The organism is Staphylococcus sp. Z5-21, assembly GCF_056529615.1.
Genome location: NZ_CP096462.1, coordinates 1,209,637 through 1,231,944 on the forward strand (window position 1 = coordinate 1,209,637; position 22,308 = coordinate 1,231,944).

The 22,308-nt window shown below is 32.1% G+C and carries 25 protein-coding genes; 24 read left to right on the plus strand and 1 reads right to left on the minus strand.

All coding sequences use genetic code 11. From position 1 onward, the window contains the following. The first annotated feature begins 25 nt into the window (after nt 1-25). From greA to holA, 20 genes are all read left to right on the plus strand, one after another. On the plus strand, nt 26-502 hold the full coding sequence (gene greA, locus M1D64_RS05980) for a transcription elongation factor GreA (RefSeq protein ID WP_002483128.1): 477 nt from the start codon (nt 26-28) through the stop codon (nt 500-502). A 294-nt stretch (nt 503-796) separates the two neighbouring features. After that, nucleotides 797-1,531 carry a 5-oxoprolinase subunit PxpB gene (pxpB, locus tag M1D64_RS05985; RefSeq protein WP_075339786.1) on the plus strand — a complete coding sequence of 245 codons (735 nt, stop codon included), beginning with the start codon at nt 797-799 and terminating at the stop codon, nt 1,529-1,531. Beyond that, the gene (locus tag M1D64_RS05990) at nt 1,521-2,528 is read left to right on the plus strand and encodes a 5-oxoprolinase subunit C family protein (protein ID WP_480977562.1); all 1,008 of its coding nucleotides are present in this window, start codon (nt 1,521-1,523) and stop codon (nt 2,526-2,528) included. The genes pxpB and M1D64_RS05990 overlap by 11 nt, the downstream gene beginning before the upstream one ends. Next, nucleotides 2,528-2,974: an acetyl-CoA carboxylase biotin carboxyl carrier protein gene (locus tag M1D64_RS05995; protein ID WP_041080579.1), complete on the plus strand. Its 447-nt coding sequence runs from the start codon at nt 2,528-2,530 to the stop codon at nt 2,972-2,974. Before M1D64_RS05990 ends, M1D64_RS05995 begins: the two co-directional genes overlap by 1 nt. A 22-nt stretch (nt 2,975-2,996) precedes the next feature. Further along, complete coding sequence (locus tag M1D64_RS06000; protein ID WP_069822029.1) at nt 2,997-4,355, plus strand: acetyl-CoA carboxylase biotin carboxylase subunit; 1,359 nt, start codon at nt 2,997-2,999, stop codon at nt 4,353-4,355. Next, nucleotides 4,356-5,114, plus strand: a complete 759-nt coding sequence (gene pxpA / locus M1D64_RS06005; protein WP_041080581.1) for a 5-oxoprolinase subunit PxpA — start codon at nt 4,356-4,358, stop codon at nt 5,112-5,114. A gap of 3 nt (nt 5,115-5,117) precedes the next feature. Further along, nucleotides 5,118-6,350 carry an NRAMP family divalent metal transporter gene (locus M1D64_RS06010; RefSeq protein ID WP_069822028.1) on the plus strand — a complete coding sequence of 411 codons (1,233 nt, stop codon included), beginning with the start codon at nt 5,118-5,120 and terminating at the stop codon, nt 6,348-6,350. 226 nt (nt 6,351-6,576) lie between these two features. Beyond that, nucleotides 6,577-7,263, plus strand: coding sequence for a 5'-methylthioadenosine/S-adenosylhomocysteine nucleosidase (gene mtnN / locus M1D64_RS06015; RefSeq protein WP_002483135.1), 687 nt, complete (start codon nt 6,577-6,579; stop codon nt 7,261-7,263). Nucleotides 7,264-7,279: 16 nt separating this feature from the next. Further along, entirely contained in the window at nt 7,280-7,807 is a 528-nt protein-coding gene (locus M1D64_RS06020) for a YqeG family HAD IIIA-type phosphatase (protein ID WP_041080583.1), read from the plus strand. Then, nucleotides 7,808-8,914, plus strand: a complete 1,107-nt coding sequence (gene yqeH, locus M1D64_RS06025) for a ribosome biogenesis GTPase YqeH (RefSeq protein WP_002483137.1) — start codon at nt 7,808-7,810, stop codon at nt 8,912-8,914. Between the two features lie 12 nt (nt 8,915-8,926). Then, nucleotides 8,927-9,724, plus strand: coding sequence for a shikimate dehydrogenase (gene aroE / locus M1D64_RS06030; protein ID WP_069822027.1), 798 nt, complete (start codon nt 8,927-8,929; stop codon nt 9,722-9,724). 14 nt (nt 9,725-9,738) lie between these two features. Beyond that, nucleotides 9,739-10,029: a ribosome assembly RNA-binding protein YhbY gene (gene yhbY / locus M1D64_RS06035; protein ID WP_002483139.1), complete on the plus strand. Its 291-nt coding sequence runs from the start codon at nt 9,739-9,741 to the stop codon at nt 10,027-10,029. Next, nucleotides 10,029-10,601 (plus strand): nicotinate (nicotinamide) nucleotide adenylyltransferase, encoded by a 573-nt coding sequence (nadD, locus tag M1D64_RS06040; protein WP_041080586.1) that lies wholly within the window; start codon nt 10,029-10,031, stop codon nt 10,599-10,601. The genes yhbY and nadD overlap by 1 nt, the downstream gene beginning before the upstream one ends. Continuing rightward, nucleotides 10,591-11,175: a bis(5'-nucleosyl)-tetraphosphatase (symmetrical) YqeK gene (gene yqeK / locus M1D64_RS06045; RefSeq protein WP_041080588.1), complete on the plus strand. Its 585-nt coding sequence runs from the start codon at nt 10,591-10,593 to the stop codon at nt 11,173-11,175. The genes nadD and yqeK overlap by 11 nt, the downstream gene beginning before the upstream one ends. Continuing rightward, nucleotides 11,176-11,529 carry a ribosome silencing factor gene (gene rsfS / locus M1D64_RS06050; RefSeq protein WP_011302986.1) on the plus strand — a complete coding sequence of 118 codons (354 nt, stop codon included), beginning with the start codon at nt 11,176-11,178 and terminating at the stop codon, nt 11,527-11,529. 2 nt (nt 11,530-11,531) lie between these two features. After that, complete coding sequence (locus M1D64_RS06055) at nt 11,532-12,248, plus strand: class I SAM-dependent DNA methyltransferase (RefSeq protein WP_002483143.1); 717 nt, start codon at nt 11,532-11,534, stop codon at nt 12,246-12,248. A 47-nt stretch (nt 12,249-12,295) separates the two neighbouring features. Beyond that, on the plus strand, nt 12,296-13,018 hold the full coding sequence (locus M1D64_RS06060; protein ID WP_069822026.1) for a helix-hairpin-helix domain-containing protein: 723 nt from the start codon (nt 12,296-12,298) through the stop codon (nt 13,016-13,018). An 80-nt stretch (nt 13,019-13,098) separates the two neighbouring features. Continuing rightward, nucleotides 13,099-13,560: a ComE operon protein 2 gene (locus M1D64_RS06065; RefSeq protein ID WP_002483145.1), complete on the plus strand. Its 462-nt coding sequence runs from the start codon at nt 13,099-13,101 to the stop codon at nt 13,558-13,560. A 131-nt stretch (nt 13,561-13,691) separates the two neighbouring features. Beyond that, on the plus strand, nt 13,692-15,773 hold the full coding sequence (locus M1D64_RS06070) for a DNA internalization-related competence protein ComEC/Rec2 (protein ID WP_480977563.1): 2,082 nt from the start codon (nt 13,692-13,694) through the stop codon (nt 15,771-15,773). Nucleotides 15,774-15,844: 71 nt separating this feature from the next. Beyond that, nucleotides 15,845-16,819 (plus strand): DNA polymerase III subunit delta, encoded by a 975-nt coding sequence (gene holA / locus M1D64_RS06075; protein ID WP_069822024.1) that lies wholly within the window; start codon nt 15,845-15,847, stop codon nt 16,817-16,819. 116 nt (nt 16,820-16,935) lie between these two features. On the opposite strand, the gene rpsT is transcribed toward holA, so the two are convergent. Continuing rightward, nucleotides 16,936-17,187, minus strand: coding sequence for a 30S ribosomal protein S20 (rpsT, locus tag M1D64_RS06080; protein WP_002483148.1), 252 nt, complete (start codon nt 17,185-17,187; stop codon nt 16,936-16,938). A gap of 324 nt (nt 17,188-17,511) precedes the next feature. Between rpsT and lepA the strand changes: the two genes are divergently transcribed. From lepA to grpE, 4 genes are all read left to right on the plus strand, one after another. After that, nucleotides 17,512-19,335 carry a translation elongation factor 4 gene (gene lepA, locus M1D64_RS06085; RefSeq protein WP_002483149.1) on the plus strand — a complete coding sequence of 608 codons (1,824 nt, stop codon included), beginning with the start codon at nt 17,512-17,514 and terminating at the stop codon, nt 19,333-19,335. Between the two features lie 96 nt (nt 19,336-19,431). After that, complete coding sequence (hemW, locus tag M1D64_RS06090) at nt 19,432-20,556, plus strand: radical SAM family heme chaperone HemW (protein ID WP_011302991.1); 1,125 nt, start codon at nt 19,432-19,434, stop codon at nt 20,554-20,556. 100 nt (nt 20,557-20,656) lie between these two features. Beyond that, entirely contained in the window at nt 20,657-21,637 is a 981-nt protein-coding gene (gene hrcA, locus M1D64_RS06095) for a heat-inducible transcriptional repressor HrcA (RefSeq protein WP_069820175.1), read from the plus strand. Between the two features lie 26 nt (nt 21,638-21,663). Beyond that, entirely contained in the window at nt 21,664-22,275 is a 612-nt protein-coding gene (gene grpE, locus M1D64_RS06100) for a nucleotide exchange factor GrpE (RefSeq protein WP_002483152.1), read from the plus strand. Nucleotides 22,276-22,308: the final 33 nt, after the last annotated feature.

The window sequence follows — 22,308 nt, forward strand, 5'->3', positions numbered from 1 at the left end:
TTTATAAGTAAAGGAAGATGACATAATGGAAAACCAAAAGCAATATCCAATGACGCAAGAAGGTTTTGAGAAATTAGAACATGAGCTTGAAGAATTAAAAACTGTTAAACGACCTGAAGTCGTTGAAAAAATTAAAATTGCCCGTTCTTTTGGTGACTTATCAGAGAACTCAGAGTATGATGCGGCAAAAGATGAACAAGGTTTTATTGAGCAAGATATCCAACGTGTAGAAAACATGTTACGTAATGCACTTATTATCGAAGATACAGGTAATAATAACGAAGTACAATTAGGTAAAACAGTTACGATTGTTGAATTACCTGGTGAAGAAGAAGAAGAATATCAAATTGTTGGTTCTGCAGAGTCAGACGCATTTAAAGGTAAAATTTCTAACGAATCACCTATGGCCAAAAGTTTAATTGGCAAAAAATTAGACGATGAAGTACGTGTTCCACTACCAAATGGTGGAGAAATAAATGTTAAAATCGTAAATATCAAATAAGTTTTAGTGCAAATCCCCCCACACATGTTAAATGTCTGGGGGGATTTTACACTTTGCTAAAATATTTCTATACTTGCAGACTATATTCTGATAAATTGATAACAATTATAAAATTATTTAGGCTATCTATATTGATTCTTTTCATATAAGCCGAATTCATTATTTATTATAATCTATGATAATTATTTGCTATTAAACAGAAATTTATAATAAATGATATAATAGAAATGTTAAATGTACAACTTAATTTGTTTTTATAATAAGTTGTGATAATTAACAAAGGGGGCAACGTTTCTGGAATATAAAATCATTAATGAACAAACCATCATGATTTATTTTGATGAACAGATTGATCCTGATACTTTTAAAGAAGTACAGCGAATAGAACAGTATATTAAGGATCAAAGTAATAAAGCTATTTTAGAAATAATACCTTCGTATCGCGCAATTATGTTGACTATCGATATCACTCAAAGCGATGCGACAGAAATCATAAACAGCTTGGACTTAGGCAATGTTGATGTTGATGCAGGACTGACATCAAACTCACAATCTAAAATTTTACATATACCCGTATACTATGGTGGTGACCGTGGCCCAGACATAGAAACAGTCGCGAAACATAATCAATTAACTTCAGAAGAAGTTATTAAATTACATACTGAAAATACCTACCTAATATATATGCTGGGCTTTATGCCAGGTTTCCCATTTTTAGGAGGGTTAAATAAACAATTACATACACCCAGAAGAGAGGAACCGAGGACAAGTATTCCTGCGGGTTCTGTTGGTATTGCAAATAACCAAACAGGATTATATCCAAAATCTTCTCCAGGTGGTTGGCAAATTATCGGACAAACACCTATACAAGTGTTTGATATAAATCGAGATCCAATGTGTTTATACAACTCAGGAGATTATATTAAGTTTTATGCTATTAATGAACAAACCTTAAATCAGATTGAAGAGGAACAAAAAAGTAATCAATTTGATATTGAAAAGTGGGTGACAGTAAGTAATGAGTATTAAAATATTAACGCCCGGTTTGTTTAGTACAATCCAAGACAAAGGGCGAATTGGTTATCAAAATCAAGGGTTTTCAACAGCTGGTGCATTAGACATCTATGCGTATAGACTTGCACAAACATTAATTAATAATGAAGGACCTGCAATAGAAGTTACAATTATCGGCCCGTCCATTCAATTTTTAGCAGATAATACCTTTGTTATAACAGGTGCTCAGTTTGACGCTACTATTAATGATGAACCTATATCTCATCAAACGGTTATTAAAGCACAAAAAGGCGATATATTAAAGTTAAATTCAGCGTTACATGGTGCCAGAGGATACATAGCTTTTGGACAACCTATCAATGTACTTTTGATAGCTAATAGTTATGCCACACACACCCGTAGTCAAATTGGCGGCTATAAAGGACGAGCTTTAAAAAAAGGTGATGTATTGACTATTCAACAAAACGATCACTATTTATCTCAGATAGGTATAAGTGCGCGTATTGAAAATGAAAACGATGAACAACACACGATTCATATTATAGAAGGGCCACAAATAGAGCAGTTTTCAGAAGAAGTAAAAGCAAAATTAACATCTGAATCGTTTAAAATTTCAGAAAAATCTGACCGTATGGGATTCCGCTTACAAGGCGAAAATATTGCGCCAACCAATTCTGCAGATATCATTTCAGAACCAGTAGCACTTGGTAGTATTCAAGTGCCTAACGATGGTAATCCCATTATCTTACTGAATGATAAGCAAACTGTGGGAGGCTATACTAAAATTGCAACAGTTTGTGCAGCTGATTTATCGATACTGGCACAAAAACAGCCAGGTGAAACCATACGATTCCAATGGATATCAGTCGAAGATGCAATCAAGACACTAAAGCAAAAAGAAAAATGTTTTTCTGAAAAAAGAAAAGAAATAATAAAAAATCCAATTTTTAAAATAAAACAACTTCGACCAACAGCGTCACGAATCAAAAATTTATTAAAAGGGGAATTATAATGAATTTTGAAAAAATAGAACAGTTAATTAAATTAGTTAAAGAGAACGACGTTAAAAAATTTAAATATAAAGACTATGAAAACGAAATCGAACTTGATTTTACTGAGAATGATGCAAATCATATTACATCAAACCAAGCAGAAAAAAATGATAGTAATAAAATAGATAATGCTAAAAATGAAGAGAATGATTCAACAAATGAGCATACATATCAACAAATTAAATCTCAAATGGTAGGCACATTTTTCTTACAAGACGAAAAAGAGTTAACAAACCCTATTATACAAGTGGGTGACGAAATTAAAAAAGGAGATACAGTCGGATATATTGAAGCGATGAAAGTGCTTAATGAAGTAACAAGCGATGTTTCAGGCGTTGTAGAAGAAATTTTAGTTGAGCACGGTTCGAGCGTAGAATACAATCAACTGATTGTTAACGTAAAATAAGTCAAATAAAGGGGTGTTTGCATTGTATCGTTGTCTGATAGCAAATAGAGGAGAAATTGCTGTACGTATTATAAGAGCGTGCAGAGAACTAAATATTGAAACTGTTGCAATCTATGCGATAGGTGATGAATCAAGTTTGCATGTAAGTTTAGCAGATCAAGCTGTTTGTATAGGTGAGGCAAATCCAATTGAAAGTTATTTAAACCAAGACAGAATTATTAGCGCAGCCAAAATAACACAAGCTAACGCGATTCATCCAGGGTACGGCTTTTTATCGGAGAGTGCATCGTTTGCCCAAAAAGTTGAAGAGAACGAGATTTATTTTATTGGTCCTACTAAGACAACTATGGAAATGATGGGGGATAAAATCACTGCTAGACAAACAGTTGATAATGTCGGTGTTCCTATTATTCCGGGTTCTACAAGTGCTGTTGATTCGATAAGTGAAGTGAAATCTATTGCTCAAGATACTGGTTATCCACTTGTGTTAAAAGCAGCGAGTGGTGGTGGCGGTAAAGGTATACGTATTGTCAAAGAAGAAGCGTCACTCGAAAAAGCTTTTAAAGAAGCTAAAAGTGAGGGTAAAAAGTATTTTGATGATGACCGTATTTATGTTGAAGCTTTCATCCCTATTGCAAAACATGTGGAAGTTCAAGTTATCGGTGATGGCAAAAATAATTTTATTCACTTAGGTGAAAGAGATTGTTCTGTACAAAGGAAAAATCAAAAGTTAATTGAAGAATCACCATGCGCTGCAATTTCTGAGTCGATGCGAGAAGCAATGTGTAATGATGCTGTTAAAGTGGCGCGTGCATCTCATTATCGCAGTGCAGGCACCATTGAATATTTAGTTACGGATGATGCGTATTACTTTATAGAAATGAATGCACGCATCCAAGTTGAACACACAGTAACAGAGATGAGAGCAAACAGAGACTTATTACAAGCACAATTGTATCTCATGCAACATAATGAACTACCATTCACACAAGAAGACATTACTTTTGATGGTCATGTCATTGAGGCAAGAATCAATGCAGAAAATCCAGAGAAACAATTTCAACCTACACCAGGCACTGTAGAAGCTTTACATCTGCCACAGGGCTTTAATATACGTGTTGATAGTTTGTTATATCACGGATATAAAGTTTCACCATATTATGATTCATTAGTTGCAAAGGTGATTGTGAAGTCTTCCACTAGACAACTTGCTATTAATAAATTAAAAGTAACACTTGATGAAATGGTCATCGATGGTTTTACGACAACTGCTGATTTTCTGTATGCTGTATTATCTTATCCTGAATATGCTGATGGTGATGCAAGCCAAGTAGACATTAAATTTTTAGATAGACATCAAATTTTAAAGGAGGAAGTATAAATGAAAGTAGATTTGAATTGTGATTTAGGAGAAGCGTTTGGTAACTATTCATTTGGTAGTGACAATCAAATTATTCCTTTAATAACATCAGCAAATATTGCATGTGGCTTTCATGCTGGCGATCAACATGTGATGAACGATACCATTAAACTTGCAAAAGACAACGGTATAGGTATCGGCGCACACCCAGGACTTCCTGATTTACAAGGCTTTGGCAGAAGAAATATGGATTTATCTCCTGCAGAAGTTTATGATATTGTTGTTTATCAATTAGGTGCATTGAATGGTTTTTGTAGAATTCATGACGTTAAGATTAATCATGTTAAACCGCATGGTGCACTTTATCAAATGGGAGCAAGAGATAAAGTTATTGCGCATGCTATTGCAAAAGCAGTTTATGACTTTGATCCGACTTTAATCTATGTGGGACTTTCTAATACTTTATTAATTTCAGAAGCACAGGCTTTAGGATTGTCCACAGCTTCTGAGGTTTTTGCCGACAGACGTTATGAAGACGATGGACAGTTAGTAAGCAGAAAAGAAGCTGATGCATTGATTACCAATACAGATGAAGCGATTAAACAAGTGATAAATATGGTTAAATTTCAAAAAGTAATTACAAAAAATAACAATACAATAGATATTAAAGCAGATACTATTTGTGTGCACGGCGATGGGGCACATGCAATTGAATTTGTAACACAAATTAGAGAACAATTAACGAAAGAAGGCATTTCAATTACAAGGCTAGGGGGCTAAGCAATGGGAGAAAAATTAAGGTCAAGCGAGAAAGATTTCCAGTTTACTAAAAATCACAAAAGGTTATTATTAGGTTCTGTGTTTTTAATGGCAACATCCGCGATAGGACCAGCATTTTTAACACAAACTGCTGTATTTACAGCACAATTTACATCTAGTTTTGCATTTGCAATTTTACTATCTATATTAATTGATATTGGTGCACAGATTAATATTTGGCGTGTACTCGTTGTTACAGGTAAACGTGGACAAGAAGTAGCTAATGAGATTTTTAATGGACTGGGTACATTTATATCAATCCTCATTGCAGTTGGTGGTCTAGCTTTTAATATTGGTAACATAGCCGGTGCTGGATTAGGTTTGAATGCGATATTTGGGTTAGATGTTAAAATAGGTGCAGCAATTACTGCTGTTCTTTCAATTGCAATATTTATTAGTAAAAGTGGACAAAAGATAATGGACGTCGTAACAATGTTTTTAGGTGTATTGATGATTATCGTTGTCGCTTTTGTTATGTTTAAAGCCAATCCACCCTATGCTGAGGCTGCAAAACATTTAGTGATGCCAGAGCAACCACTAGCGCTTGTTTTACCAATTATCACATTAGTTGGTGGTACGGTTGGCGGATACATTACTTTTGCTGGCGCACATAGAATATTAGATTCTGGAATTAAAGGTAAAGATTATTTACCATTTGTAAATAAGGCTGCGATTTCAGGTATATTAACAACTGGTGTACTAAGAACATTATTATTCTTAGCTGTATTAGGTGTAGTAGTAACGGGCGTTACATTGAATGCTGATAATCCACCTGCTTCTGTATTTGAACATGTGTTAGGGCCTATAGGACGAAATATTTTCGGTATTGTACTATTTGCGGCTGCAATGTCTTCAGTTATTGGCTCTGCATATACAAGTGCAACATTCTTAAAAACATTACATAAATCTGTTTATAATAAAACGAATATTATTGTAATTAGTTTCATTGTAGTGTCAACGTTAGTATTTTTATTCTTAGGCAAACCTGTCACGCTACTTATTGTAGCAGGTGCACTAAATGGTTTGATTTTACCTATTACATTAGGTACGATATTAATTGCTAGTAAACGTAAATCAATCGTAGGAGATTACAAACACCCGACATGGATGCTTTGGTTCGGGATTGTTGCAGTAGTCGTAACGATTGTAACTGGTATCTTCTCGCTTCAAGGTTTAACTGAATTATTTGGTAGCTAAATGAAAATAGATAATACCCTGACTTATGGTTACAATACATTAAGTTCAGGGTATTTTTCATGTTAAGTTTTTAAAATAAACGAATTTATGATAGTTAATATAATTAAAAAGTTTAAATAATTTCAATAATTATTATTTTATGCAAAAACATTGAACTATTATCGAGCTATGTGTTCAAATATGGTAGAATAACAGAGGCTAGGATTTTAAGATGAGGTGAAATATAATGATAGGTATTATAGGTGCTATGGAAGAAGAAGTAGCTATCTTAAAAGATAAAATTGTTAACTTAGAAATAATTAATGTTGCTCATGTTGTTTTTTATAAAGGGCGTTTACATGATAAAGAAGTTATCTTGACTCAAAGTGGTATTGGAAAAGTAAATGTTGCAATTTCTACTACTTTATTAATAAATCGTTTTCACCCAGATTTAATTATTAATACAGGTTCGGCGGGTGCATTAGACAAATCACTTGGTGTCGGAGATATTGTAGTAAGTGACATGGTAGCTTATCACGATGCAGATGCAAGAGCATTTGGTTATCAATTGGGTCAAATTCCTCAAATGCCTGCACAATTTGTTGCGGATAGCCATTTAATTGAATTAGCAAAAGAAGCAATAAATGATCAAAAATGGGTTGCTAAATCTGGTTTAATTGTAAGTGGAGATAGTTTTATTGGCACTGCAGAACAACGCGCAGATATCAAAACAAACTTTCCACAAGCCATGGCAGCAGAAATGGAAGCAACAGCGATTGCCCAGACATGTTATCAGTTTAACCTACCATTCATAATTACACGTGCTATTTCTGATTTAGCAGATGGTGATGCAGGTATAACATTCGAAGCATTCTTAGAAAAAGCAGCAATTGCTTCAAGTCAAATTGTTGATCGTTTAATTAAAACTATATAAAAAGGTGAAATAAAACATGGGTATGATAAAGCACTATTTTATGCCAAACGAATATGTACAATCTATTTTTCAAATTGATATAGAAAAACTCGCAAATTCAGGCGTAAAAGGTATAATTACAGATTTAGATAACACACTTGTAGGATGGGATGTAGCTGATCCAACAGAAGCAGTAAAAGAATGGTTCGATAGAGCAAAAGAACTCGGCATAACTGTAACAATTGTTTCAAATAACAACGAACAACGCGTAGGCAATTTTTCAAAATCATTAAATGTGGACTATATATTTAAAGCAAAAAAACCCAGAGGTCGCGCCTTTAATCAAGCATCTAAATTAATGAATTTGAATCCAGAAGAAATAGTTGTCATTGGAGACCAAATGCTAACAGATGTGTTTGGCGGAAATAGACGCGGATTATTCACAATTATGGTTGTCCCAGTGAAAAAAACAGATGGATTTATAACGAAGTTTAATCGCATGATTGAACGTAGATTACTACAGCATTTTAGAGAAAAAGGTTATATTAAATGGGAGGAAAATTGATTGGCAGAAACTGAGATATTAAAATGTATCGGTTGTGGCGCACCCTTACAATCTGAAGATTCAGATGCGCCTGGATATGTTCCAGAAAGTAGTCTTTATAAAGAAGACGTTATTTGTAAAAGATGTTTTAGGTTAAAAAATTACAACGAAGTGCAAGATGTAGGCTTGGATAGTGAAGATTTTTTAAATTTACTTAATGGCTTAGCAGACAAAAAAGGTATTGTTGTAAATGTTGTGGATGTTTTTGACTTTGAAGGATCTTTTATTAATGCAATCAAACGCATTGTTGGAAATAAACAAATCATTTTAGTAGGTAATAAACTAGACTTATTACCGAAACAAATTAATAAACGCCGTGTAAAAGAATGGTTGAAGAAAACAGCGAGAAAATACGGCTTAGATGCAGAAGATGTCATTTTAATTTCTGCTGAAAAAAATGAGGGTATCGAAGATTTATTGAATGCTATTAATACTTTGAGAAATAATGACGATGTCTATATTGTAGGGACTACAAATGTAGGTAAATCTACACTGATTAATAAATTGATAGAGCGCAGTGTGGGTGAAAAGAATGTAGTTACCACTTCTCGATTCCCTGGTACAACTTTAGATATGATTGATATACCACTTGATGACACTTCGTTCATGTATGATACACCTGGTGTGATTCAAGAACATCAAATGACGCATTACGTAACGGAAAAAGAATTAAAAACAATCATGCCTAAAAAAGAGGTTAAACAACGTGTATATCAATTAAATGAAGGACAAACATTATTTTTCGGTGGTTTAGCACGTATTGATTATATAAGTGGTGGTAAACGACCATTAGTATGTTATTTTTCAAATGATCTTAATATCCATAGAACTAAAACGGAAAATGCAAATGAATTGTGGCGTAATCAATTAGGGGATGTATTGTCGCCCCCTAATAACCCAGATCATTTTGATTTGCAAAATGTTAAAGCCGTACGTCTAGAAACAGGTAAAGAAAAGCGTGATGTTATGATTTCTGGATTAGGTTTTATTACCATTGATGAAGGTGCTAAAATCATTGTTCGTGTACCTAAAAATGTCGATGTCGTATTACGAAATTCTATAATGTAAGGCGGGTTTAATGTGAAGTACGCAGTGATAGGCAATCCTATTGATCACTCTTTATCACCAGTTATGCATAATGCAAATTTTGCAGCTTTAAATGATTTATCATCTTATGAAGCGATTAATATTAGAAACGAAGACTTTCATCGTATCAAAGAGATAATTAATGACAAAGCACTTTCTGGATTTAACGTTACAATACCACATAAAGAGCGTATTATACCCTATCTGGATGAAATCGATGAACAATCAAAAACAGTTGGAGCAGTTAATACGGTGAAAATTTTGGACGGTAAATGGATTGGTTACAATACGGATGGTATTGGCTATGTAACAGGTTTAAGACAAGTATATCCAGATTTAGAAGATGCATATACATTAATTTTAGGCGCTGGTGGTGCGAGTAAAGGGCTCGCTAATGAACTAAAAAAATTCGTTAGACCCAAACTTACAGTAGCCAATAGATCTATGGATCGATTTGAAAGTTGGCAATTAGAAGTGAATAAAATTAGTTTACAAGAAGCTGAAGCAGCATTATCAGAATTTGATATTATTATCAATACAACGCCAGCAGGTATGAATCAAAATAAAGAGGTTATTATTAACCTTGATAATTTGGATAGTCACACGTTAGTGAGTGATATCGTTTATGTACCATTTAAGACACCTATTTTAGAAATTGCAGAAGCTAAAGGAAATCCTATTCATAATGGATTAGATATGTTCGTATACCAAGGTGCTGAAAGTTATAGAATTTGGACAGGTGAATTACCACAAATTCAAATAATGAAAGACACTGTTTTAAAATATTTATAAAAGGAGATTGAATTATGTTAACAGGTAAACAAAAAAGATTTTTACGAAGTAAAGCTCATAACGTAGATCCAACTTTTCAAATAGGGAAAGCTGGTATTAATGACAATATGGTAGCGCAAATACAAGATATTCTAGAAAATAGAGAGTTAATTAAAATACATGTATTGCAAAACAACTTTGAAGATAAAAATGACTTAGCACAATCATTAAGTGATGCAACACGTAGTGATATTGTACAAGTAATCGGGTCGATGATTGTACTTTACAAAGAATCACAAGATAATAAACAAATTCAGTTACCATAATGGCTAAATCGATTGTCTTATATGGTGGGCAATTTAACCCGATTCATATCGCCCACATGGTCGTAGCTAGTGAAGTTAACGCATTTATAAAACCGGACGTATTTTATTTTATACCTAGTTTTATATCTCCGCTAAAAGAACATACAGATTATTTGGAAGGTCGATATAGAGTTGATATGATTCAATCTGTTATAGATGATCTGGGTTTTGGTCGTATCTGTTTAAATGAAATAGAAAGACGAGGACAAAGTTATACCTATGATACAGTGATGTATATTTTAGATAAGCATCCTGATGCAAAACTTTATCTTGTGATAGGGACAGACCAATATAATCAACTGCATAAGTGGTATAAGATTAATGAATTAAAATCGTACATTACTTTTGTAATCGTCAATAGAGATAAAACGACACAAGAAGTCGAATCAGATATGCTATCGATAACAATTCCACGTATTGATATAAGCTCAACATTAATTAGAAAAAGAGTGAAGAATAAAGAGAATATTCAAGCACTCGTTTCTCCAAGTGTTGAACAATATATACGAGAGGAAGGATTATATGAAAGTTAATGAAGCAATAGAAATTGTCAAAGAGAAATTGCCTGAAAAGCGGTTTAACCATTCATTAAGAGTGGCTGAAACTGCGGTTAAATTAGCAGATATTTATGATGGTGATAAAGATAAAGCAGAACTTGCGGGTGTATTACACGATTATTCTAAATATGATGATTTAGGAACGATGTATCAAGTTGTTACGCAACATGATTTAGATAGCAATTTATTAAGTTATGGTTCGGAAATTTTACACGGACCTGTTTGTGCGGTTATTATGAAAGAGAAGTATGGTATCGATGATGAAGAAGTATTATTAGCGATAAAAAACCATACGACAGGTCGTGCTCAAATGACAAAAACAGAGAAACTTGTCTTTATTGCAGACTATATAGAACCTGGGCGTCAAACCCCAGGCGTTGAAGAAATTAGAGATTTAGCATACAATAAAGGTAGCTTAGATAAAACAATATATGAAATATCTAAGCGTACCGTTTTATATTTAATTAATAAAGATATTAATGTCTATGACGCGACGATTGCATGCTTGAATTATTACAATTACAGTGACGAAAGAGTAAAGGATGATTAAATGAAATCAGATCAATTATTAAAATTAGCTGTGGAAGCAACTGAGAATAAAAAAGCAGAAGATATTATTTCTTTAAATATGCAAGGTATTAGTGATATGACAGACTATTTTGTGGTTTGCCACGGAAATAATGAAAAACAAGTTCAGTCTATCGCACGTGCAGTCAAAGATGCAGCTAATGAAGCGGAAATTGAAGTTAAACGAATGGAAGGCTTTAATGATGCGAGATGGATCCTTATTGATTTGGCAAATGTAGTCGTACACGTATTCCATAAAGATGAAAGAGATTATTATAATATTGAAAAACTATATAGAGATGCACCTCTTGAATCATACAGACAGGCTGTTTATTAAAAATGGCACAATATGAAGAAATGAGCTTGTTTTATGATCAGCTAACCTTAGATCAACCGTATGAAGATTGGCTAAGCATTGTTAATCATTTTGCAGGTAAAAAGCATTCTATTTTAGATATTGGTTGTGGAACCGGTAGTTTAACATCGCTGTTCACTGAATTTGAGCAAGTGACAGGAATGGATCTTAGTGTTGATATGTTAGCCATAGCTGCTCAAAAATCTAATGTTGTTAATTGGATTGAAGCAGATATGACTGATTTTGAGCTTGAACAACATTTTGATGTCATTACAATATTTTGTGATTCTTTGAATTATTTACCTGAAAGAGAAAATGTTTCAGATACATTTAAAAATGTTTATCGACATTTATCTCAAGATGGTGTCTTTATGTTTGATGTTCACACAGCTTATAAAATGAATACATTGTTTAATAATCAAAGTTATATTGACGAATCCGAAGATGTTTTCTTAGGGTGGGAAGCTGTCCAAGGCGAAGAACCTCTGAGTGTTTGGCACGATATGTCGTTTTTTATTAAACAAGATAGTACGCATTATACTAGGTTTGATGAATCACATTATCAGCAAACTTATACTGAAAATGAATATACAGCGATGTTAAAAGAAGTAGGTTTTAACCATATACAGACTTTTGTTGACTTTGACATAAACAATCACACTGAAAATGGTTATAGATTATTTTTCATAGCTAAAAAATAAAAGTAAAATCACTCCCTTATACGTGTTAAGTATAAAGGAGTGATTTTTTGCAATTAGACTGGTCAAAATGGAAAGTAATTTTTGAGAAAAATAAATTAGTAATCATAGTTGGATGCGCGTTAGTACTATTGCTTGTTATTTGTTGTTATAAATTTTTAAATGTCAGCAATACAGATGACAACAGCAATGCAAACTTAAGTACAAATGATGATTCCACATTAATTAATGAACAAAATACCAATAGTAAAACAATTGCTACTAATAATGATAATGCAAGATCAGTAAAAAATGATAAAAAGGGTAGCTTTATTTTTGTTGATATTAAAGGTGCTGTACAGCATCCTGATATTTATAAGATGAAAGATACGGATAGGGTTAAGCAATTAGTGGACAAAGCAATTTTATTAAAAGATGCTGATCTTTCAAGTGTGAATTTAGCTGAAAAATTACAAGACCAGAAGGTCATTTATATTCCGAAAATTGGTGACAAAGATCAAAAAGACATTAATATGAATCATTTTGCTTTAAAGAATAACCACACAGAAGATAGTAAAAAAGGTAATAGTACAATAAACTCAGAACAAATAAATATTAATGATGCAACAGAATCTCAGTTATTAACGATAAATGGGATTGGACCGACTAAAGCTAAGGCTATTATAGAATATAGACAACAACATGGCCCTTTTGAGTCTGTAGAGCAATTAAAAGACGTAAATGGTATTGGAGCTAAGACTTTAGAAAAAATCGGTTCAAAGCTGACTATATAACTTTTAGTTGCATTATGGTTCAATTCAAATTAATCTATAATTAATCAAAAAATATAATACATATATGGAGGTAAATCATCATGGATCGTATCAAATGGGAAGAATACTTTATGGCTCAAAGTCATCTTTTGGCTTTGCGTTCTACGTGTGAACGTTTGTCAGTTGGTGCTACTATAGTGAAAGATAATAGAATCATTGCAGGGGGCTATAACGGTTCGGTTTCAGGTGAAGTTCATTGTATTGATGAAGGGTGTTTATTAGAGGATGGCCATTGTATCAGAACAATACACGCTGAGATGAACGCTTTACTTCAATGTGCTAAACAAGGTGTTTCTACAGATGGCGCTACAATCTATGTTACTCATTTCCCTTGTTTGAACTGTACAAAATCAATCATACAATCTGGTATTGATACAATATATTATGCCGAAGATTATCATAACCATACATATGCATTGGAGTTATTGAAACAAGCAGGTATTGAGTATAAAAAAATTTCATTTGATCAAGAGCATGTAGCACAATACTTATTAAATAAATAGCCACGGTTTATTATGGCATAGCATATTTAGTTGGCATTCTTTGGCTACATCTCAAATTTCTTTCAATACTTCTTTTTATATTCCTTATATTTTTACTTAAAATAAAGCAGTTCAAATGGCAGCAAGTTATTATGATTATAATTGTTCCTTTTATAGCTTTTGGATTATTTTATAGGTATTATCATCAAACGTTAGAATTTCAAAATGATATGTTAAGTAAATCTTTAATTGCTAATGCAAAATTTATCACTAAACCTGTCATTAGCGACAATACTCTAAGTGGTAAACTCCAAATTGATAGCGATTATTATCAATATTATTTTAAGCCGAACAGAAAAGTTAAATCTTCGGATTCGTCTGAATTATACCGACGCGATTGTAAAATCCATGGTGCTTTTAAATTTAATGGGGAAGGAATAAGTAGAAAATTATATATCAATATAAAAAGCGTCGATTTATCAAGTTGTAAGTCAATATCAATGGGTTGGATGTCTCTGGTCGATTTACATAAGCAATATATTTATAAGCGTCTTGTTACAGAACACAACGATGATCCAGGTAAAATAATTGCATTGATTACGGGAGATACTTCCAAGATAAAAGACCATCAATTAGATCAAATTAGAGAAATTGGTATTTATCATTTACTAGCAATAAGTGGGACACATATCACAGCTTTAGTTAGTATTATTTTTTATACTTTGACTAAAGTCAAATGTCCCTTATTTTTGATAAAAGCTATTATTTTTATTTTGTTACCCATTTATACTATTTACACTGGTATGGCTCCAAGTGCTATTCGTGCAGTGTTAGTTGCGCTTATTCTTCTATTACTTCCGAAAAAGTTGTACAAACATTCTATGAATGTTCTTTTTGGTGTTTTTATTTTAATCACACTAATTTCTCCACAATTAATATATAATATTGGATTTCAGTTTTCATTTTTTATAACTTTTTGTATTCTTTTTGCACTCCCGATTTTAAAAGACGCTAATATCGTCAAAAGCATGATTTTTGTCAGTGTTATAGCACAACTTTCATCTTCCATTATTAGTGCAGCCCATTTTAATCAAATCCAATGGATAGGTATCTTAGCTAATTTATTCTTTGTTCCGTTTTACACATTTATTTTATTTCCTGCTTCGTTAATTTATTTTGCTTCGCTTCATTTTCCTATTAAAGTTACAATTTTTACAAAATGCCTAAATATATTGCTCTTGATTCATGATTACTTTGTTTCTATTTTTATGAAATTCTCTACTTTAAAATGGTTCACCCCCGAATTATCTTCATTTTTTATTGCGATTGCTGTGTTTCTTATCATTGTTGCACTTATTTTATTCGTTCATAAGCATTATTTTCTTTTTTTATTGATTCTAATAAGCATATTTTTCATTTTAACCATTTTACCGAAATCAAATGATTACAGATTAACTATGTTAAACGTGAACCAAGGAGATGCTATATTATTTGAAACGGATAAACAGGAATCTATGCTCATAGATACTGGGGGTGTATTGATTAAAAAAGGTATGAAAGACAACCACATGCTATCAAAACGAAAGATTCTGCCCACTTTAAAAAAGCATGGTTTACCTAAAATTAATTATTTGATTATTACACACCCACATGTTGATCATATGGGAGAATTAAGCTATCTAATAGGAAAATATCAAATAGATCATATAATAATAAATGCAAATAGCTTTAGTTTAGAACAATTAAAAGCGCTAACGTTACAATGTAAAAAACATAAGGTTAAATTATTAGATTTTAAAACTTTTAATCATATCGTACTTAGCAAAGCAGATATTCGTTTGTTAGATGCTACAATACAAAATTCAGACGATCTAAATGAACATTCTATTATTACCTACATACAATATAATAAATATAAAATGTTATTTATGGGCGATGCTTCAAAACATAATGAATCTCTTTTACTTAATAAGTACAAACTTAATAATTTGGATGTATTAAAAGTAGGTCATCATGGAAGTAAAACAAGTTCTAGTTCTAACTTTGTCAATATAATGCATCCTAAAATCAGCTTAATTTCAGTTGGACAAAATAATAGATATAAATTACCTAGTACCGAAGTTATTACTAGATTGAAAGCAATAGAATCTAAAATATATATGACGAGTCTCTCTGGGGAAGTTACAATTACTTTATCAAATTCGATACAAATTAAATCACAATTTGGTAAATGATTTGGGTAGAGAGAACAAATACTGCGTGATATAATAATTTAATGGGTAATAGAGATGAAAGGGTGCTATATATGAGCAATAATATAATAACAATTTACGGAGAAGTACCGGAACTTATAGAAAAAAAGTCAGCAGAAGAAATAAATAACTATTTAAATGCACCTAAAGATGATTTTAATTTCGTGAAATATAGTTTATACGAACATGATTTGGCACCCGTAATAGAAGAATCATTGACCATGCCTTTTTTCTCTGATAAAAAAGTAGTACTTGTTCAAAATGCATACCTATTCACTGGTGAAAAACCTCCTAAAGATTTGAATCACAACATAGATCAACTCATTGAATTTATTGAAAAATATGATGGAGGTACGTTGATTATTTTTGAGGTATATCATAGTAAATTAGATGAGCGTAAGAATTTGGTGAAAACATTAAAAAAGAATGCCCAATTAAAAAAAATAGAGCAAATGTCAGAAGAAGAAATTATGCAGTGGATGAAAAAAGAGCTTCATGAAAATTTTAAAGATATCAAACAAGATGCACTTGACCTATTTATAGAATTAACAGGCGTTAATTTTAATATTGTTAAACAAGAACTCGAAAAATTAATCCTTTTCTTAGGTGACAGATCAACAATTAATAAACAAGATGTGTACCAAATTGTTAATAGAAGTTTAGAACAAAATGTGTTTTTACTAACAGATTATATTCAAAAAAATAAAAAATCAAATGCAATTCAATTGGTTAATGATCTGATTGCAATGAAAGAAGAACCAATTAAGTTATTAGCATTAATTACCAGTAATTATCGACTTTTTTATCAGTCTAAAATATTAAGTCAAAAAGGTTATAGTGGTCAACAAATTGCCAAGACAATAAATGTACACCAATACAGAGTAAAATTAGCGCTTAATCAAGCAAGAAACTACCAACTTGAAAGTTTGCTAAATATTATAGATTCGTGTGCTGAAACGGATTATAAATTAAAATCATCTTATATGGATAAACATCTCATATTAGAGTTATTTATTTTATCGCTGTAGTTTTAAACAAAGCAATATTATCCCGTTGTGCATACATTAAATTGGGAGTATTTTAAAAGGATGCTTAATTAAAAAAAGATATAAAAAAAGTTCAAGCAATTGCTTGAACTTTAATATTATTTAGCAGCTGTCATTAATGATGACTTAATACGAGCAGCTTTGTTGTCGTGGATTAAGTTGCGTTGTGCAGCTTTATCTACTTTTTTCAAAGCAAAACTCAATAAGTCAGCTTTGTTATCAGCATTTGATTCTAAAGCTGAATGAGCTCTTTTAACTGCTGTACGCATTTCATTTTTTTGAGAAATATTACGTTCTTCAGCAGTATGTGTTGTATTAACACGTTTAATTGCAGATTTGATGTTTGGCATGTGTGTCACCTCCTAAAAGTGATCTTCGCTATCAAAATGAATTTGATTACAACAAGAAATATTTTATCAAAACAAGCGACTTTCTGCAATCATTTATTTATGAGCCGCCCGTAAATTCAATATAAATGATACAATAATGTATAAAGTTATGAAACACTTATTCTATAAAATATTCTGATAAAGTGTTAACAAGTGAATTAATATTTTGAATTATTATAAACGAATGGCTTTGCAAGTTTGCAATTGACTTGTAAAAACGTTATTATATCAAAGAATGTCATACATACAAACGGGCTAGAATTATGAAAGTGAGAAGGATAATACATGGATAAACAAGATCGTTATAATCGACGCAAAAATATAAGAAACTTTTCTATTATCGCACATATAGACCATGGTAAATCTACTTTAGCTGATAGAATTTTAGAAAATACTAAATCAGTTGAAACAAGAGACATGCAATCACAGTTGCTAGATTCTATGGATTTAGAGAGAGAACGCGGTATTACTATAAAACTAAACGCAGTACGATTGAAATACGAAGCGAAGGATGGAGAAACATACACGTTCCATTTGATTGATACACCGGGACACGTAGATTTTACATATGAAGTATCTAGATCACTTGCGGCGTGTGAGGGTGCTATTTTAGTAGTGGACGCAGCACAAGGTATTGAGGCACAAACACTAGCGAATGTCTATTTAGCACTGGATAATGATTTAGAGCTTCTACCTGTTATCAATAAAATTGATTTGCCTGCAGCTGAGCCAGAACGCGTTAAACAAGAACTTGAAGACGTTATTGGTATTGATAAAGAGGATGTCGTACTTGCAAGTGCAAAATCAAACTTAGGTATTGAAGATATATTGGAAAAAATAGTTGAGGTAGTACCACCACCTGAAGGTGATCCAGAAGCACCTTTAAAAGCTTTAATATTTGATTCTGAGTATGATCCATATAGAGGTGTCATTTCATCCATACGTGTTATGGAAGGCGTTGTTAAAGCTGGAGATCGTATCAAAATGATGGCTACTGGAAAAGAATTTGAAGTAACTGAAGTAGGTATTAACACCCCAAAACAATTATCAGTAGATGAATTAACAGTGGGTGATGTAGGTTATATCATTGCTAGTATTAAAAATGTTGATGATTCCCGTGTAGGTGATACAATCACGCATGCAGAGAGACCTGCTGAAGCGCCACTACAAGGTTATAAAAAAATGAATCCAATGGTATTCTGTGGATTATTCCCTATTGATAACAAAGACTATAACGATTTAAGAGAAGCTTTAGAGAAGCTGCAATTAAACGATGCCTCATTAGAATTTGAACCAGAATCTTCTCAAGCATTAGGTTTTGGCTACCGTACTGGTTTTTTAGGTATGTTACACATGGAAATTATTCAAGAAAGAATTGAACGTGAATTCGGTATTGAATTAATCGCAACTGCGCCATCGGTAATTTACCAATGTATATTAAAATCTGGTGAGGAAGTATCTGTAGATAATCCAGCGAATATGCCAGATCGCGATAAAATAGAAACCATTTATGAGCCGTTTGTACGTGCGACTATGATGGTACCAAATGATTATGTCGGTGCTGTAATGGAATTATGTCAACGTAAACGTGGTCAATTTATTAATATGGAATACATGGATGATATTCGAGTGAATATTATTTATGAAATTCCATTATCAGAAGTAGTATTCGATTTCTTCGATCAATTAAAATCTAATACTAAAGGCTATGCTTCTTTTGATTATGAATTTATTGATAATAAAGAAAGTGACCTGGTTAAGATGGATATTTTATTAAATGGTGAAAAAGTCGATGCTCTTAGCTTTATCGTGCATAAAGAATTTGCATACGAACGTGGTAAAACTCTTGTCGATAAGTTGAAAACATTAATACCAAGACAACAATTTGAAGTACCAGTACAAGCTGCTGTAGGACAAAAAATTGTCGCAAGAACAAACATTAAATCTATGGGGAAAAATGTATTGTCTAAATGTTATGGTGGGGACATTACACGTAAGAGAAAATTATTAGAAAAACAAAAAGCGGGTAAAGCTAAAATGAAAGCAGTGGGAAATGTAGAAATTCCACAAGATGCTTTCCTTGCAGTACTCAAAATGGATGAAGATTAATAATACTTTAAACTTGGGGCCTTAAATCCGAACGATTTATGCCCCAGTTTTTTATGAAACATCATGTTTTTAAATAGGGAAGTAGGTGAACACAATATGGAAGTGAAAAGTGCATATATACATATCCCCTTCTGTGTAAGAATATGTACGTATTGTGATTTCAATAAATATTTTATTCATAACCAACCAGTTGATGAATACTTAGATTGTTTAATTAAAGAAATGCAATATAGTAAAACGAAAGTGTTAGAAACTGTTTTTGTTGGTGGAGGAACGCCAACGGCACTTAGTTATGAACAACTTAAACGTTTACTTAAAGCTATTACTGATATTTTCGAAATCAAAGGAGAATTTAGTTTTGAAGCAAATCCAGATGAATTGACTTTGGAAAAAGTTCAATTATTAAAGGATTTTGGTGTGAATAGATTATCTATGGGCGTTCAAACTTTTAAACCAGAGTTGCTTGAAATATTAGGAAGAACACATAATACATCTGATATATACCAAGCAGTTACAAATGCGAGAGCCGTAGGTATTCCTTCTATTAGTTTAGATTTAATGTATCACTTACCAAAACAGACCATCGATGATTTTAAAGATAGTTTAGAAAAAGCATTGGCGATGGATATTGATCATATTTCTAGTTATGGTCTTATTTTAGAACCTAAAACTCAATTTTATAATATGTATAAAAAAGGCAAATTGAAAATACCTAATGAAGATATCGGGGAAGAAATGTATGAATATCTTTTAGAACGCATGCAAAGGTCTGAGTTACATCAATATGAGATTTCTAATTTTGGAAAAATGGGTCACGAATCAGAGCATAATAAAGTTTATTGGAAAAATGAAGGTTACTATGGCTTTGGCGCAGGTGCAAGCGGCTATGTTGACGGTGAAAGGTACAGTAACGTTAATCCTGTAAATCACTATATAAAGAAAATAAAGAACAATGAAAGACCTTTGTTAGAGTCCACGAGACCAACAAAAAATGAACAAATGGAAGAAGAAATGTTTTTAGGTTTAAGAATGAACCAAGGTGTCAATAAAGCTAGATTTAAAGAAAAGTTTGATTTATCTATAGATGAAGTGTATGGCACAACAATTGAGGATTTACTTAAAAGAGAACTTATTGTAGATAACCAAGGCTTTATTTCAATGACTGAGAGAGGGAAAGTCATCGGAAACCTTGTATTTGAGTCTTTTTTACTAAATGTATAAGTTTTTATTAAAAACCGAGGCTTTAACATTGACTTACTTTGACCAATTTGATAAATTATAATTAGCACTTGAAACAAAAGAGTGCTAATGAGGTGAAAACATGATTAGTGATAGACAATTAAGCATATTAAATGCAATTGTTGAAGATTATGTTGATTTAGGTCAGCCAATTGGTTCTAAAACACTGATTGAACGACATAAATTAAATGTTAGCCCTGCTACTATTAGAAATGAGATGAAACAATTAGAAGATCTCGAACTAATAGAAAAAACACATACTTCATCAGGAAGATATCCATCAGAATCAGGTATCAGATATTATGTGAATCAATTATTACAAGAAACATCTCATCAACAACAAACTAAAATGCAGCGTTTAAAAGATTTGGTAATTGAAAATCATTATGATATTTCCTCTACATTGAGTGATTTTGCTAATGAACTTTCAATTGCATCACAATACACAACGCTGGTAATGCGTCCAAATCATAAACAAGATATAATCAATAATATTCATTTGATTAGAGCAAATGCTTATTTGGTTATTATGGTGGTTGTGTTTACATCAGGTCATGTTGAACATTTACATTTAGCATCTGAAGTACCTTTATCTAATGACGAATTAACCAAAATATCAAATTTTGTTACTGCTAAATATAATGAATGGAATAACCACCGTTTTGAAAATGAATTAAATGCTTTTGTAAAATCTGATACTGAAAAAGATTTTATAAAAGACATGCTAAATATGATTGATATTCATTTTGATAATCAAAGTAATGGCATTTTTATGGGCGGAAAGGTTAAACTCATAGATGCGTTGAATGAATCAAACGTATCATCTATTCAACCGATTCTACAGTATATAGAATCGAACAAAATCACACAACTACTTGATGAAATGTCCAATACTTCCATCAATGTGAAAATTGGACATGAAATTGAATCAAGTTTAAGTGATATTTCTATCGTAACAAGTGAGTATCATATTGATGATAGGCTGAAAGGTCAAATTGCGGTTATCGGACCAACAGCAATGAATTATCAGAACGTAATTCGATTACTAAATACGATTTGGTAATTAAGAATTGTATTGGAGGGCAGACTATGACAGAGCAAAACGAATCAGCTTTCAACGAAAATGAAGAAGTTAATGAAGAAACTTCACAAACCGATTCAGTTGAAAACAATGATGAAACTACAGAAACATCACAAGATAATCTGCAGGAGGACGATTCACAAGAAATTGCAGAAGACGTAGATCCTAAAGATGAAGAAATTCAACAATTAAAAAAAGATGTTCAAGAAAATGAAGAAAAATATTTAAGATTATACGCTGAGTTTGAAAACTATAAACGTAGAATCCAAAAAGAAAATCAAACAATGAAAGCATATAAAGCACAAGATGTACTAAATGATATCTTACCAACAATAGATAACATTGAACGTGCTTTACAAATAGATGGCGAAGATGAACAATTTAAATCACTTAAAAAAGGTGTAGAAATGGTTCATGAAAGTCTATTAAATGCATTAAAAAATAATGGTTTAGAAAAAATTGAGACAGAAGGTCAACAATTTGATCCGAATGTACATCAAGCAGTAGTTCAAGATGACAATCCTGATTTCGAATCAGGTCAAATCACTCAAGAACTACAAAGTGGATACAAATTGAAAGAAAGAGTTTTAAGACCTTCAATGGTTAAAGTAAATCAATAATTCGTTTTATTGTTGAAAACACCAAATTTTTAA

Excerpts from the sequence above, each read along its gene's own strand:
- greA (WP_002483128.1), top strand. The coding sequence starts at position 26 with ATGGAAAACCAAAAGCAATATCCAATGACGCAAGAAGGTTTTGAGAAA.
- M1D64_RS05990 (WP_480977562.1), top strand. The coding sequence starts at position 1,521 with ATGAGTATTAAAATATTAACGCCCGGTTTGTTTAGTACAATCCAAGAC.
- M1D64_RS05995 (WP_041080579.1), top strand. The coding sequence starts at position 2,528 with ATGAATTTTGAAAAAATAGAACAGTTAATTAAATTAGTTAAAGAGAAC.
- pxpA (WP_041080581.1), top strand. The coding sequence starts at position 4,356 with ATGAAAGTAGATTTGAATTGTGATTTAGGAGAAGCGTTTGGTAACTAT.
- M1D64_RS06010 (WP_069822028.1), top strand. The coding sequence starts at position 5,118 with ATGGGAGAAAAATTAAGGTCAAGCGAGAAAGATTTCCAGTTTACTAAA.
- mtnN (WP_002483135.1), top strand. The coding sequence starts at position 6,577 with ATGATAGGTATTATAGGTGCTATGGAAGAAGAAGTAGCTATCTTAAAA.
- M1D64_RS06020 (WP_041080583.1), top strand. The coding sequence starts at position 7,280 with ATGGGTATGATAAAGCACTATTTTATGCCAAACGAATATGTACAATCT.
- yhbY (WP_002483139.1), top strand. The coding sequence starts at position 9,739 with ATGTTAACAGGTAAACAAAAAAGATTTTTACGAAGTAAAGCTCATAAC.
- nadD (WP_041080586.1), top strand. The coding sequence starts at position 10,029 with ATGGCTAAATCGATTGTCTTATATGGTGGGCAATTTAACCCGATTCAT.
- yqeK (WP_041080588.1), top strand. The coding sequence starts at position 10,591 with ATGAAAGTTAATGAAGCAATAGAAATTGTCAAAGAGAAATTGCCTGAA.
- rsfS (WP_011302986.1), top strand. The coding sequence starts at position 11,176 with ATGAAATCAGATCAATTATTAAAATTAGCTGTGGAAGCAACTGAGAAT.
- M1D64_RS06055 (WP_002483143.1), top strand. The coding sequence starts at position 11,532 with ATGGCACAATATGAAGAAATGAGCTTGTTTTATGATCAGCTAACCTTA.
- M1D64_RS06065 (WP_002483145.1), top strand. The coding sequence starts at position 13,099 with ATGGATCGTATCAAATGGGAAGAATACTTTATGGCTCAAAGTCATCTT.
- M1D64_RS06070 (WP_480977563.1), top strand. The coding sequence starts at position 13,692 with ATGATTATAATTGTTCCTTTTATAGCTTTTGGATTATTTTATAGGTAT.
- holA (WP_069822024.1), top strand. The coding sequence starts at position 15,845 with ATGAGCAATAATATAATAACAATTTACGGAGAAGTACCGGAACTTATA.
- rpsT (WP_002483148.1), bottom strand. The coding sequence starts at position 17,187 with ATGCCAAACATCAAATCTGCAATTAAACGTGTTAATACAACACATACT.
- lepA (WP_002483149.1), top strand. The coding sequence starts at position 17,512 with ATGGATAAACAAGATCGTTATAATCGACGCAAAAATATAAGAAACTTT.
- hemW (WP_011302991.1), top strand. The coding sequence starts at position 19,432 with ATGGAAGTGAAAAGTGCATATATACATATCCCCTTCTGTGTAAGAATA.
- hrcA (WP_069820175.1), top strand. The coding sequence starts at position 20,657 with ATGATTAGTGATAGACAATTAAGCATATTAAATGCAATTGTTGAAGAT.
- grpE (WP_002483152.1), top strand. The coding sequence starts at position 21,664 with ATGACAGAGCAAAACGAATCAGCTTTCAACGAAAATGAAGAAGTTAAT.